11 protein-coding genes are annotated in these 14,295 nt (G+C 67.8%); 9 read left to right on the top strand and 2 right to left on the bottom strand.

Annotation, left to right across the window (positions count from 1 at the left end; genetic code table 11):
- Nucleotides 1–13: 13 nt before the first annotated feature.
- The 9 genes from argC to OXK16_07485 all read left to right on the top strand — a co-directional run bounded on the left by argC (nucleotide 14) and on the right by OXK16_07485 (nucleotide 9,456).
- The gene (argC, locus tag OXK16_07525; protein ID MDE0375797.1) at nucleotides 14–1,033 is read left to right on the top strand and encodes an N-acetyl-gamma-glutamyl-phosphate reductase; all 1,020 of its coding nucleotides are present in this window, start codon (nucleotides 14–16) and stop codon (nucleotides 1,031–1,033) included.
- The gene (gene argB / locus OXK16_07520) at nucleotides 1,030–1,935 is read left to right on the top strand and encodes an acetylglutamate kinase (GenBank protein MDE0375796.1); all 906 of its coding nucleotides are present in this window, start codon (nucleotides 1,030–1,032) and stop codon (nucleotides 1,933–1,935) included. Before argC ends, argB begins: the two co-directional genes overlap by 4 nt.
- A complete protein-coding gene (locus OXK16_07515; protein MDE0375795.1) occupies nucleotides 1,929–3,107 on the top strand; it encodes an acetylornithine transaminase in 1,179 nt (392 codons plus the stop codon). The genes argB and OXK16_07515 overlap by 7 nt, the downstream gene beginning before the upstream one ends.
- Before the next feature lie 102 nt (nucleotides 3,108–3,209).
- Entirely contained in the window at nucleotides 3,210–4,556 is a 1,347-nt protein-coding gene (locus OXK16_07510; protein MDE0375794.1) for a branched-chain amino acid ABC transporter substrate-binding protein, read from the top strand.
- Nucleotides 4,557–4,666: 110 nt separating this feature from the next.
- A complete protein-coding gene (locus OXK16_07505) occupies nucleotides 4,667–5,125 on the top strand; it encodes an RNA polymerase sigma factor (protein ID MDE0375793.1) in 459 nt (152 codons plus the stop codon).
- Entirely contained in the window at nucleotides 5,122–5,733 is a 612-nt protein-coding gene (locus OXK16_07500) for a methylated-DNA--[protein]-cysteine S-methyltransferase (GenBank protein ID MDE0375792.1), read from the top strand. Before OXK16_07505 ends, OXK16_07500 begins: the two co-directional genes overlap by 4 nt.
- Nucleotides 5,734–5,773: 40 nt before the next feature.
- A complete protein-coding gene (locus OXK16_07495; protein ID MDE0375791.1) occupies nucleotides 5,774–6,406 on the top strand; it encodes a RibD family protein in 633 nt (210 codons plus the stop codon).
- A 138-nt stretch (nucleotides 6,407–6,544) separates the two neighbouring features.
- Nucleotides 6,545–8,128 carry an alpha-amylase family glycosyl hydrolase gene (locus OXK16_07490; GenBank protein MDE0375790.1) on the top strand — a complete coding sequence of 528 codons (1,584 nt, stop codon included), beginning with the start codon at nucleotides 6,545–6,547 and terminating at the stop codon, nucleotides 8,126–8,128.
- Nucleotides 8,125–9,456, top strand: a complete 1,332-nt coding sequence (locus OXK16_07485) for a GH1 family beta-glucosidase (GenBank protein MDE0375789.1) — start codon at nucleotides 8,125–8,127, stop codon at nucleotides 9,454–9,456. Before OXK16_07490 ends, OXK16_07485 begins: the two co-directional genes overlap by 4 nt.
- A 53-nt stretch (nucleotides 9,457–9,509) precedes the next feature.
- On the opposite strand, the gene OXK16_07480 is transcribed toward OXK16_07485, so the two are convergent.
- Nucleotides 9,510–12,092: an ExeM/NucH family extracellular endonuclease gene (locus OXK16_07480; protein MDE0375788.1), complete on the bottom strand. Its 2,583-nt coding sequence runs from the start codon at nucleotides 12,090–12,092 to the stop codon at nucleotides 9,510–9,512.
- 168 nt (nucleotides 12,093–12,260) lie between these two features.
- Complete coding sequence (locus tag OXK16_07475; protein ID MDE0375787.1) at nucleotides 12,261–14,207, bottom strand: 5'-nucleotidase C-terminal domain-containing protein; 1,947 nt, start codon at nucleotides 14,205–14,207, stop codon at nucleotides 12,261–12,263.
- Between the last annotated feature and the right edge of the window lie 88 nt (nucleotides 14,208–14,295).

Genomic DNA, 14,295 nt, shown 5'->3' with positions numbered 1-14,295 from the left:
TAGTCATGCAGCCATGACACTGCAGGTTTCGGTACTAGGCGCCTCCGGGTACGCCGGGGGCGAACTCATCCGGCTGGTGGACGACCATCCGGAGATGGAGATCGCCTACCTCGGCGCGCACAGCCGGGCCGGATCCCGGCTGGGTGACGTCCATCCGCACCTGGGCGGCGGCGCCCGCCGGCTGGAGCCGACCCGCTCCGACCTCCCGGACGGGATCGACGTCGCCTTCCTCGGCCTCCCGCACGGCTCGTCATGGGAACCGGCGCATCTTCTGGCCGAGGCCGGGGTGGCGGTGTTCGACCTGGGAAGCGACTACCGGATGGACACGCCCGAGCGGTACGAGGCCGCCTACGGGAGCCCTCACCCCCTCCCCGCTCAGTTGCCCGCCTGGCTGTACGGGCTACCCGAGCTGTTCGGCGGCGCCCTCCCCGGTAGCACCCGTGTGGCAGTCCCGGGTTGCTACCCGACCTCGGCCCTGCTCGGCCTGGCCCCGCTCCTGTCTGCCGGTCTCATCGAGGGCCCCATAGTGGTGGACTCCATGTCCGGGGTTACCGGAGCAGGACGCGGGCTGAAGGCCGGGCTCCTTTTCGGAGCGGTGGACGAAAGCGTCAAGGCGTACGGGGTGACGACCCACCGCCACCGGCCCGAGATCGAGATGGGATTGGAAGCCGTCGCCGGTGTCCCCGTGCCCGTGCAGTTCACCCCCCATCTGGTACCCATGCAGCGGGGCATCCTCTCCACATGCTCGGCAACGCTCACCCGGGCCGGGGAGGTCGACTCGACCCTCCGGGACGCCTATCACGACTCCAGTTTCGTGGACGTGCTCGACACACCACCCCAGACCAGGTGGGTGGTGGGCTCCAACCGCGCCCTGATACACTCCGCCGAGGACGGCCCCACCGGACGGGCGATCATCACCGTTGCGATCGACAATCTGGGAAAGGGCGCCGCCGGGCAGGCGATCCAGTGCGCCAACATCGCGCTCGGGCTCCCGGAGACGGCCGGCCTGACCACCGTCGGGTGGTTGCCGTGACCACCGGCCACACCGCCCCCACTCCGCACCGGTCGCGCATCGCCGCCGCCATGGCCAAGGCCAGGGTCCTGACCGAGGCCATGCCCTATATCCGAGCGTTCGCCGGCAAGACCGTGTTGATCAAGTACGGCGGTTCGGCGATGGTGGACGAGACCCTGCGGTCGAGCTTCGCCCGTGACATCACCCTGCTGGGGCTCTTGGGCCTCCGGCCTGTGGTGGTTCACGGCGGCGGCCCTCACATCTCCAGGGCTATGGCTCGGGCGGGGATAGAGCCTCGCTGGGTGGACGGCCTGCGGGTCACCGACGAGAAGACCCTGGGCGTCGTCCGGACCACGCTGGCGGGCACGATCAACCCCGATATCGTTCGGCTGCTGAAGGACCACGGTGCCGACGCCCGAGGATTCGGCGACCTCGGCAGCGGCTTGCTGGTCGCTCGCCGGCTCCATCCCGACCTGGGCTTCGTGGGCGAGATCACCGACGTGCGCACCGAACTGATCGATGGCCTGCTGGACCAGGGCGTGGTGCCGGTTGTTGCGCCCCTGGCGCGCGGCACGGACGGGAACGACTACAACATCAACGCTGACACCGCGGCCGGCGCACTGGCCGCAGCTCTGGGCGCCCGGAAACTCATCTACCTGACCGATGTCGAGGGGCTGTACCGCGACCTCGATGACGAGGACAGCCTGATCGAGGCCATGTTCGTGAACGAACTTCGGGAGTTGCTGGTGAGCGGTAACGTCTCCGCCGGGATGCTCCCCAAGCTGGAGTCGTGCATCAAGGCGCTGGAGGAGGGCGTTCCCCAGGCCCATATACTCGATGGCCGGATCCAGCACGCCGTGCTACTGGAAGTGTTCACACCGGAAGGAATCGGAACGATGATCACACCCGGAGACAGATGGTGACTACCACCCCGACCATCGCCCAGCGAGAAGCCGCCTCGATAATCCAGACCTACGGCCGTTCCCCGGTGACCTTCGTGCGCGGCGACGGCTGCCGCCTGTACGACGAGGACGGCAACGACTACCTCGACTGCCTGGCCGGCATCGCGGTGGCGTCCGTCGGGCATGCGAATGCCGCGGTCGCCGCGGCGGTGGCGCGCCAGATGACCCGGCTGGTCCACGTGTCCAACCTCTACTACATGGTCCCGCAGGTCGACTTGGCAGAGAGGCTCACGGCCCTCTCCGGACTGGACCGGGTGTTCTTCGCCAACTGCGGGGCCACCGCCAACGAGACGGCCATCAAGCTGGCCCGGCGGTGGGGCCAGAAGACGCGAGGTCCCGACTGCTACGAGATCGTGTCCTTGCTGGACTCGTTCCACGGGCGCACGCTCGGCGCCCTGGCCGCCACCGGCCAGCCCAAGAAGCAGGCCGTCTTCCGGCCCCTTCCCCCAGGGTTCGTGCAGGTAACGGCCAACGACATCGAGGCCATATCCCGTGTGGTCGGACCGCAGACCGCGGCGGTGATGGTCGAGACTACGCAGGGCGAGGGAGGAATCCGTCCACTCCGAGCGGACTACCTCCGAGCGCTGCGGGAACTCTGTGACGAACGGGACGTGCTGCTCATCCTCGATGACATCCAGGCCGGGATGGGACGCACCGGATCGTGGTTCTCCTGGCAGCAGCTGGGGGTGGAACCCGACATCGCCACGCTGGCCAAGGCCCTGGCCAACGGCCTGCCGATCGGCGCCTGCCTGTCGACGGAGCGGGCGGCGGCGTTCGACTACGGGGATCATGGCACCACCTTCGGGGGCGGCCCCGTGGTCACCACGGCGGCGCTGGCCGTGCTCGACGAGATCGAGCAGCGCGATCTTCTCACCAACTGCCGGCAGCGGAGCCGGCAGTTCGTCTCTCTCCTGAGCGAAGTCCACGGGGTCAGCGCTGTCCGGGGTCGGGGGCTGATGCTCGGCGCCGTGCTCGACTCCCCGAGAGCGGCCGAGGTCAACGCGGCGGCCCTGTCCAACGGATTGCTGGTCAACAACGTGACGGAGGACACCGTGCGCTTCACCCCGCCGCTGATCATCAGCTCCGACGAAGTGGACGAGGCGGTCGCGAAGTTCGAAGCCTCGCTCACCTAGCGGACGCCGGTTCCGCTACCGGTCAACCTGCCTGGGCCGATCCCGCCCGCAGCGGCCGAGCAAAGACACCGGCTTGGTCGTCTCGCTTCATAGCATGGCCCTATGAGAACGATTATCAATACCCTGACTCCTAAGCCCGGCGTTTCCTGGCGGCTGCTACTGGTTGCCCTATCGGCCTTCGGGTTGCTGGCCACGGCCTGCGCCGATGAGCCGCGGGACAGTCTCGGCGACGGTTCCCTGGGCACTGTGGAGGTCGCCGCGGGTGAATCGATCCAGATCCGCTCCGTCTACACCAACGGTGGAGACCTCATGCTGTTCGGCAACTCGGCGGAGCGGGCCATCGTGTTCGCTGTGGAGGACTACGGTCGCATCCACGGGTTCGCCGTGAACCTCGGAGTCGGACTCGACGACATGTGCTCGCCCGAAGGCGGCATGATCACCGGGTCTATGGTGGTAGCGGAGGGCGATGTGGTCGGTGTCGTCGGAACGAACTGCTCGGCGGCGGCCGCCCATGCGTCGCCCCTCATCACCAGGGCAGGCATGGTCCTGATCTCGCCTTCCAACACGGCGCCGTCCCTGACGTCGGACCTGGCCGGTAACGAGGGCGCAAGCCACTTCGCCGGGTACTACCGGACGGCCCACAACGACCTGGTCCAGGGCGAGTCCGTGGCCCACTTCCTGTCGGGAGAGGGCGTGACCAGCGCTGCGGTGGTCCACGACGGCGGTCCCTACACCCTGGGTCTCGCCACGGCCTTCTCCGACGCGTTCGCCGAACACGGAGGCGCCATAACAGGTACCTGGGAGGTCGACCGCGAGGACGAGGATCTGGTGCCGGTCCTCACCGAGATAGCCGCAGGAGACCCCGATGCCCTGTTCTTCCCGATCTTCTGGCCGACCGGCCGGTACCTGGTGGAGCAGGCCGCTGAGATGCCGGAGTTCTCGGACATGGTGTTCTCAACCGCCGACGGATTGCTCAACGACAACTTCCTTAGCCTGCCCCAGGGCGAGGGCACCTACGTATCGGGCCCCGACACACGCTTCGGGAATAACACCAACCAGACCACCGGCCAGAGCGCGCCCAGCCTCCGGGCCCGGTTCGAGGAGACCGCCGGTGGGTCACCCACCGGGACATTCTGGGGCCATGCCTACGACGCCACGGTGCTGCTCCTGAACGCGATCAGCGCCGCCTCCTACGTGAGGTCGGATGACGGGGTCCTCGTGATCGACCGGGCCGGAGTGCGCGAGTACCTCGACAACCTGTCAGGGTTCCAAGGCGTCACAGGGGTCCTGAGCTGTGACGAATTCGGGGACTGTGGTGGTGCCGGGGTGGTGATCTACGAGCACCTCGACTCCACCGACGTAGATGCCACCCGCCAGAACGTGGTCTACGAGGTCGGACCCGACGACCGGCGGGCACGCGCCTCCCTAACCGGCCACGAGGAGGCGTGAACGGACTCAGGCGGATCGGTCGGGTGGCCTCGAGCTATCGATAATCGGTCCGTCGGCTACGTGAGCGCGACCTATCTCACGAATGTCGACCTTCTACCGTTTATTGGGTAATGAACCTGCCACCGTTCCAGAGGCTCGTCGACGAGCACGGCCAGGCCGTCCACCGTTACCTGTGCGGGATGGTTGGCCGGGATGCGGCCGACGACTGCCTGCAGGAGACCCTCCTGGCGGCGCTGCGTTCCTACGAGAGGCTGCGACACGACCGGAACCTAAGGGGCTGGCTCTTCACGATCGCCCATCGCAAGGGCATCGATCACGTGCGGCGGCACGCAAGGGAAGTACCTTCTCCGTCGCCCCCGGACCGTCCCTCGCCACCCCAGACCGTACGGGACACCGACCTCTGGAACCGGGTGGGCAGCCTGCCGACCAAGCAGCGCACCGCGGTCACCTTGCGCTACCTGGGCGACCTGCCCTATGCGGACATAGCCTCGGTGATGTCCATCAGCGAGCCGGCCGCCCGCCAGAACGTCCGCGCCGGGCTGGCCTCCCTTCGAAAGGACTACACATGAGCAAGATTGCCGACCGGATCAGGAACCTGCCATCGGACGATCACACGGGTGCTATGGACCGTTTCGCCCGCCGGGCGGTCGAGGAGGGATCGGCCCGGGTCGCCTTCAGCGCGGTGGCGTCTCCCATCGGCGATCTAACCGCCCTGGTGACTGCACGAGGCCTCCTCGCCCTCGCGTTCGAGACGGATGACCTGGATCGGATCATGGAGTCTGTGGCTACCAAGTTATCCCCTCGCATCGTCCGGGCCCCGTCGGCGGTGGCACGGGTGCGGTCCTGGCTCGACTCCTATTTCGAAGGCCGTCCGCAGCCCGCGCCCGGTCTCGACCGCTCCCTGATCACCCCCTTCCAGGAACGGGTGCTCGCCGCCACCGCCGCCATCCCGCTGGGCGAGATCCGCACGTACGGGCAGGTGGCCTCCCTGGCCGGAAACCCCAAGGCGGCCCGTGCCACGGGACGAGCCTTGGGCGCCAACCCGATACCGGTCGTGCTCCCCTGCCACCGGGTGGTCGCCGCCGACGGCAGCCTCCACGGCTACGCCGGCGGCCTCGACCGCAAGCGACTGCTACTCGACCACGAAAAGGCCATATTCGGCGCCCGGGCATCGTGACTCTCCGGTAGGCCGGTTGTCCGATCATTACCCTTCCCGTATGCGGCCTACCGTCATCATGAAGGCGGCCATGACCCTCGACGGTCAGTTGGCTGCGGCGGACGGGACATCCCAGTGGATCAGCTCGCCGGAGGCGCGCCGGGATGCTCACCGGCTGAGGGCACAGGTCGATGCGGTAATGGTCGGCGCCGGGACGGTACGGGCCGACGATCCCCGGCTGACGGTCAGGCTGCCCGCGGAGAGCGATGAGGGAGTGGCGCAACCGGTCCCGGTGATCGTGGCCGGGTCAGGTCCGCTTCCGACCGGAGCGCAGCTGTTCCGCCGTGATCCCATCGTGCTGGCGCCGAGGGAGCTGGACCTGCCCGGGCGGCTGATCGTGGCGCCCGACTCGACGGGTGACCGCGTGAACCTCGCTCACGGCCTCGACCAGTTGGGGTCGCTTGGGATAGCGACCATCATGCTGGAGGGAGGGTCCGGCATGTTCCTCTCGTTCCTCGACGCCGGTCTGATCGACCGGGCTGTCCTCTATTACGGCCCGCTCCTGGCCGGAGGGGTCGGTGCTCCCCTGTTCGGGGGAAGCTGGGCGACGCTGGCCGATGGGCGCGCTGTGCAAATCAACGAAGTCCGCCACCTGGGCCGCTCGATCCGGCTCGATGCCGATCTGGCCTGCTGAGGGAGAACTGAGGCTCCTGCGGCCCTGCAGCCATCGTCGAGATCGTGACCACCCTACGGACCGGCAACCACCCGCAGCGGCCCCGGGAACCGTGAACAACGCCCTGAGACGGTAACGTGTGGCCTCTTGGAGGATGCGGTGACATACGAGTGGTGGCAGGAGGCTGTCTTCTACCAGATCTATCCCCGCAGCTTCATGGACTCGAACGGGGACGGGATCGGCGATCTGGCCGGTATCACCTCCAAGCTCGACTACCTGTCCGGCACGCTCGGCGTCGACGCCTTGTGGATCTCGCCCTTCTATCCCTCCCCGATGGCCGATTTCGGGTACGACGTGGCCGACTACACCGATGTGGACCCCATGTTCGGCACGCTCGCCGACTTCGACGCTCTCGTGGATGGCGCCCACGAACGGGGCATGAAGGTCATCATCGACTGGGTACCGAACCATTCCTCGTCCCGACACCCCTGGTTCCTGGAGTCCCGCTCCTCCCGCGACAATCCCAGGCGCGACTGGTACGTGTGGAAGGACCCGGCGCCCGACGGCTCGCCGCCCAACAACTGGATCTCGGTCTTCAGCGGCCCGGCCTGGACCCTCGACGACCACACCGGCCAGTACTACCTCCATAGCTTCCTGCCCGAGCAGCCCGATATCAACTGGCGCAACGACGAGACCCGGGCGGCGATGCTCGATACGCTCCGCTTCTGGCTGCGCCGGGGTGTGGACGGGTTCCGCCTCGACGCCTGCCACTTCTCGATGAAGGACCCCCTCTACCGATCCAACCCGGTGCTGGAAACTCCCAGACACGGCTACAAGAACCTCGGCGAGTACGACTCCCTCGATCACGTCTACGACCGGGGTCACCCCGACATCCACGGCCTGTTCCGGGAGGTCCGGGCCGTGCTTGACGGGTTCTCGGCGGAGCAACCCCGGTTCTCGGTCGGGGAGATACACCTGGAGGGCGAGGAGTGGGCCTCCTACTACGGCGACGGGGACGAGCTCCACATGCCGTACTACTTCGGGATGCTCCACGGGGACTGGACCGCCTCGTGGGCCCGCCAGGTGGTCGAGACCCAGGAAGAGGTCCTACGGCCGGGAGCGTGGCCCAACCACGTCGTGGGCAACCACGACGAGATCCGGATCGCAACCCGGTACGGGGAGCGCCGGGCCCGCCTCGCCACCATGATGCTCCTCACCCTGCGGGGAACCCCGACTCTCTACTACGGGGACGAGCTGGGCATGGTCCAGGCCGACATCCCGCCGGATCAGCAGCAGGATCCGTGGGGCCGTCGCCAACCCGGCTTGGGACGGGACGGATGCCGCACCCCCATGCAATGGACCGCCGGCGAGTACGCCGGCTTCACGACCGGCCGGCCGTGGCTGGCCACCGTCGACCCCGACGGCACCAGGAACGTCGAGGCGCAGTTAGGCGATCCGGACTCCATGCTCGGCCTCACCCGCCGCCTCATTGAGGTGCGGAAGGGCTCCCGGGCGCTCCGAACGGGTTGCTACGAAGCCATCGAGGGCCTGCCGGAGACCGTGTTCGCCTACCGCCGCCGCTCCGGAGGCGAAACGGTGCGCGTCTACCTCAACTTCGGTGACGAACCGGTCCGGCTCCCGGCGGAAGGGACCATGCTGGCGGCTACCCGCACGGGTGCGAAGGGTCCGATCGGCGGTGTCCTGGCTCTGGATGGTCTCGACGGAGCGGTCCTGGCTTCGTGACCCGGCGGTTCCCGGAGGGTTTCCTGTGGGGCGCCGCCACGGCGTCCTACCAGATCGAGGGGGCGGTGGCCGAGGACGGGAGGTCAGAGAGCGTCTGGGATCGATTCTGCCGGCTTCCCGGACGGGTGCTCAACGGCGACACCGGTGATGTGGCCTGCGATCACTACCACAGATGGCGCGACGACATCCGGATCATGGAGGACCTGGGGCTGTCGGCCTATCGCTTCTCGGTGGCGTGGCCCCGGGTGGTGCCTAGCGGCAGGGGCCCCGCCAACCAGGCCGGCCTGGACTTCTATGACCGGCTGGTGGACGGGCTACTGGAAGCGGGAATAGAGCCGTTCGTCACCCTGTTCCACTGGGATCTCCCGCAGTGCCTCGAGGATGAGGGCGGGTGGAGGGTGCGGGGAACGGCGCATGCCTTCGCCGACTACGCCGCGGCCGTCGAGTCCCGGCTCGGGGACCGAGTGCGGCACTGGATGACCCTCAACGAGCCCTGGGTGGTGGCGCACCTCGGCCACCGTACCGGTCAGCACGCCCCCGGCCTGGTCGGCTCGGGGGCGGAACTGGACGTGGTCCATCACCAGTTGCTCGGACATGGCCTGGCATCCCAGACGCTGCGGGCCGGGCACTCCGGCCACGAGGTGGGTATCGCTCTCAATCTCGAGCCCCGGATGCCGCGCTCGGATCATCCACTGGACCGCGACGCGGCCGCCCTCGAGGAGGGCCTGATGAACCGGTGGTTCCTGGACCCGCTCTTTCTCGGACGGTACCCGGACGACCTCCTGGCCGTTGCGGGCTGGTCGGCGTCGGCGGTCGCCGATGGCGATCTCGAGATCATCGGCCGCACGCCCGATTCGATCGGCCTCAACTACTACCGCACCGACGTGGTCGGACACCCGGGTCTCAGGGACTGCGACCGGCCGCCTCCGCTTCGCGACCCGGCCGCCGAGGCGACCGAGATGGGCTGGCCCGTGACACCCGAAGGCCTGGGCGCGATGCTCCGGATGCTGGCGGGGTACGGCGCCCGCGCCGTCTACGTAACCGAGAACGGTGCCGCCTACCCCGACACGATCCGGGACGGGGACCGTGTCGAGGACGAGGATCGCCGCTCCTACCTGGAGCGCCATCTTGTCGAAGCTGCCAGGGCGATAGATGACGGCGTTCCGCTCCGGGGCTACTTCGCCTGGACCCTGCTGGACAACTTCGAGTGGGGCTTCGGTTACTCGCGCCGCTTCGGCCTCGTCCATGTGGACCACGCCACCCAGCGGCGAACTCCCAAGGCCTCGGCCTACTGGTACCGGGATGTCATCGCCCGCAACGCCGTCTGACCCGACGCCCGGCAGGTGGGTGGTGTTCAGCGATTTCTAAGACGACTTAGCAACTAGCGAATCGCGGTTGTCGCGGCCCGGTAGGCCCTGGCCATGAACGAGGCCATCTGCTGGCGGGTCGTGCAGGCATCGGGGGAGAAGGTCGTCCCCGAGGTGCCCTCCGTCAAACCCAGCCCGTAGATGCGGCCGATGTCTCCGCTCGCCGCCGTATCTCCCCCGTGGAGGTCCGTGAAGGGGGTCGCAACCACGGGAGCGAGTCTTCCCGTCACCACGGCGTGGAACCTGGCCAGGAGGGTCGCCATCCGGCCGCGGGCCACGCATGCATCGGACGAGATGCTCGTGAACGGCTCACTTGCGATGATGCCGAGCCCGTACAAGCCCCGGATGTCGTCCCGATGGGCGTCCGAGACCTCCCCGAGATCCGTGAAGGGCGTCTCGGCCAGGGGAGGGTCCTCGCCCTGCACGGCCCTGAACAGCCGGGCGAGGAAGGAAGCCGCCTGTGGCAGCGACAGGAGCGTGCGCGGGGAGAAGGTGGTGTCCGAGGTGCCTGCCGTGACACCGAGCCCGTAGATGCGGCGGATGTCGTCACGGTGGGCGTCCGAAGCCTGCCCGAGATCGGTGAATGGCGTCTCTACCACCGGAGCCTCGCCCGCCGGAGCCCCTCCGTCCGCCGTGGGGTTCCCGAGCTGCAGGCCGACGATCACCGGATCGTGGTCGGATGACCGGAAGGCGTTGGCCTCGTAGATCGGTAGGGCTGCCGATTCCCGCTCGTACGCCCGCTCGCCCGGGTCACGGACATCGTCGTTGTAGTCGAACAGCGGAGGCTCGTCGGCGTTGATGTACCACCCGGCTACCCCGGTGACCTGGCGCAGCATCGACGGGCTGCCCATGGCGTAGTCCAGGTATCCGAGCTGGCCGTCGAACAGGTACCCGTAGGCGTCGGTTCCCACGAACCGCCTGATCAGGTCGGTATAGCCAACCGCTTCCAAGGCCCTGACCGGATCTTCCCGGGCGTAGGCGTTCAGATCACCGATGATCAGGATGTCGGGATCCCCGCCGGCTGTCGGATCGGAGGCGAGGTACCGGGCAAGGGCTTCGGCGGCCGCCGTCCGGATGCCGTTGCAGTTGCCCTGACCGTCCCGGAGATCCGGATCGCCCAGTTCCTCGCAGCTCGATCCCTTCGACTTGAGATGGTTGACGGCCACCGTGAAGCGCTCTCCGGTCGCCACCTCCTCGAACGTCTGGATCAGGGCGGGCCGGTTCTTCGTGTCCAGGAAAGTCGCATCGACCGACGTGTCGATGATGGCGTGCGGCCCGGCGGGCGTCACCGACTCCGGCCGGTAGACCAACCCGACCTTGATGACATCGCCTCCGATTGTCCCCGTGTCCACGTAGGCATACCTGTCGGAGCCCTCCGCGAAGTTGAGGGCGTCGACCAGACCGGCGAGCGAGGCCGAGGCGTTGTTCTCGAGCTCTACCAACCCGAAGACATCCGCGTCGATGGCCACCATCGCGGCCACGATCTTGTCACGCTGCCGGCGCAGTTCCGCCGCCGAGTCGGCGCCCCGGCAACCGAGACCGCCGTCCGGACCGCATCGCGGCGTCCCGTCGTCGATCGTGGTGAAGTAATTCAGGACGTTGAAGCCGGCCACCCGGAGGCGGCCGCCCGCACCGGCGGGAGCAGCGGGCCGCGGATTGTCCGCGGTGAAGGTGTAGTCGAACCTCTCGGGCACGGGCTGAATCCGCCACGCGCCGGATGCCCAGTGCATCACGCCACCCAAGCCCTTGATCGAGTCGCCGCCCCGGAAGCGATTGGTGTTACTCAACCCGCCACTCGGATACGGGTAGGCCTCATCCTCCCCCTGCGGCGGGAAGGTGGCATCGTTCTGGTCTCTGCTGCCGTCGTCGAGGATGATCCGTCTGGTGGCCAGGTCGGCCAGGAACGCCGCGTATCCGGCCACGCTCGGCGTGTGTCCATGGGTGAACTGGTACGGCCGGCGCCCCTCGGTGAGCACCAACTCCCCGTACCGGGCGAGCCAGTAGTACTCGCTGACCACCAGCTTGCCGGGGAACGTGACGATCATGCCTTCGAGGTTCTCGAAGGTTCCCTCCGCCCGGGTGCTGCCGGGGGCGGGAAGCATCACTGCCGTCGGGGTCGGGAGATCGTTTCCGGACGAGCGGACCGTGACGCTTCCGGCGGAAGCGTTGATCTGGCTGGCGCCGCCGAACTCCCCCGCCGTCCCGACCACTGCCACGCTGTCGCCCACGGACAGGCCGGCCGGGCACGCGGTGGAGCAGTAGACGAAGATGCCTTCGGAGGTCTCCGGGTCGCCGTCGCTGTCGGCGTCCTCCTCCTGGAGGAAGAAGCCACTCAACACGTCATCCCGCTCGAACAGGGAAGTGGTTATCGCCTCGACCGCAACCTGTCCTGTGATCGCGACGGTCGCTCCGCTGCCCTGTATCTGCGAGATGCGCAGCAGTTCGGGAGAGGCTGTGGCGGTGGCCGGCGCGTCGGAGCGGCGCACCTGGTCGGCGAACGCCGGTACGGATGCGTGGGCCGGTCCGGCCCCGACCACGGTGAACCAGGCAACCATCAGGACCAGTGCGGCCCGGGCGCCGGCGGAGAGGCGTGTCAAGTCAAAGCCTTCCCGGCTGGCGTGTGCATGCGACGTGCCGACCGTCGACGTGCAATCGACGCCGAATCGCGAGGGAATGGTCCTGGTCTCATCATTGCTCCAGAGTCCGCTGACGGAAGGTGCCCCGGCCGGCGGCCGGGGCACCTTCTCCCGACGTACGGGAGGGTCCTACATGGCGGGTACTTTCAAGACCCAGCCGATGTGGATCAGATCGGGGTTGGTCAAGGACCGGCCGTCGGCCTGAACCTGCCCCTCGTTGAGGGCGAAGATCTCGGGCCAGCGGTTCTCGTCCCCGAGGTGGGTCATGGCGATCTTCCGCAGGGTGTCGCCCGCCCGGACGATTACCCCGGTGGTCTCGGGCTCGGGCTCGAGGGCGATGATCCTGCCCCCGCCACCGGCCGGGTAGTCCGCGGCCGTTATCTTGCCTCCGAGATCCATCGATATGTAGTTGGCCAGAGCCTGCTGGTAGCTGACGCCCAGCTTGGTGAAGGCGATGTCGGCCAACGGGTAGCAGTCCCCGCCGTTTGCCAGGAAGTCGATCGTGGCCAGAGCGACCGGACCTCCGGCCACCACCTGCCCATCACTGACGATCACCGTGCCGTCGTCGAGGACGACCTCTCTCACCCGCTCTCCGGGATTGCCGACCAGGGAGCAGTCGCCGTCGCGGGCGATCTCCCGGGCAGGAGCGGCCGGATCGTAGGTGAGCGTGAACCCTGATACCTGGGCGAACTGGCCCCCGGCGCCGGGCAGGCGGTCCAAGCCCTGCTCCAGCAGGACATGGAAGATCTCCCGTGACACCTCGGCCACCACGACGAAGTTCCTGAACGGAGCGATGTCCCAGGTGGTGCCGACGGTTATCTCTCCCGGCGGGATCAGCGAGCTGTTGCGGATACCCCCGCCGTTCTGGATCGCCACGTCCGCTACCGGGATACCGAACGATTCGGCCAGGTTGGTAGCGGTGGCTCGTAGCGCGTCGGCCATGAGGTTGCCCTCGTTGGTCGCCATGATGCGGATCTGCGGACGGCGGCCGTCCAACGCCACCTCGCTGGTCCCGATAACCTGGGCGTCGATCAGCGCCACCGCCGCCGACAGGGGCTCGATGACCTCGGCCTGGACCGTGGGATCGGGCTCCACGTCGAAGCCCACCCCGATCGACCGTCCAACCGCCGCGGTCACGTTGCCGGCGGCGTCGAAGGTGACGTTCAGCTCACCGATGCAGCGGTACCCGCCCGGGGCGGTGATGACCGGCACCATCGTCCCTGAGGCATCCTCCACCATGATCGGGTACGGCGCCACCGCTTCCTCCTCGGCCAGGCAGGTGTCGCCCTCGTTCTTCAGGAGGTCGTCGCCTCCTCCGGCGATCACCACGTCGACTCCGGAGAGGCTCCCGACCAGCTCAATCTCCTCGGCCACATCCTGGAGATGGCTGACCAGGATGATCTTGTTGACTCCCTGGCCGGTCAGGCTCTCCACCGCCGCCGTCACCGCCGGCAGGACCGGGGATACGACCGCGTTCCGCGGAGTGGAGATGTTGGGCAGCATCGGGGTGACGGCGCCGATCACGCCGATCCGCTCGCCGCCGGTCTCGATAACCGTGCTACCCGCGATGAGGCCCTGGTCCACCAGCGCCTGCAGCATCGGCTCCCCGGAGAAGTCCACGTTGGCGGACAGGAAGGTCACCGCCGGCGAGAAGCCGGTCACGAACCGGGCTGTGACCTCGGGACCCAGGTCGAAGTCGTGGTTGCCGAGGGCCATGGCGTCGTAGATACCGCTCAAGGCAATGGAGTCATAGAGAGCACCCTCACGGGCCAGGGATACGCCCAGCTCCTGGGATGCCAGGAAGTTGTCCCCCGAGGTCAGCGTCACCACTCCCGTACCGGAAGCCCCGGCCTGCAGCTGCTTCATGAGCGCCACGAACCGGGCTACGCCGGGATCGGCGTTCTCGTCGGGAAGGAGCTTCGACTCGCCGTCGTTGTTGTGCAGGATGGTAAGGGTGAATCCCTCGTCGCCTGTATCCTGCGCTATCCCGGCCGAGGGTGTTGATACCAGGATCCCGGCCAGTAGCGCTAGCCCGGCAAGGATCGCCAAGGTTCGCCTATGTCTTACAACTGTCATCTCCGCTCCTTCTCCTCTACGGGGTGTGCAAGCCTAGGTGCTAGTGCGCGAGCTTGAGAATCCGGTGAACGGGTTGGGCAGGTGATGG

The sequence above is a fragment of the bacterium genome, assembly GCA_028821235.1.
Lineage (GTDB): Bacteria > Actinomycetota > Acidimicrobiia > Spongiisociales > Spongiisociaceae > Spongiisocius.
The sequence above is the reverse complement of the archived record's forward strand: the minus strand, read 5'-3'. Positions and strand labels throughout refer to the sequence as shown.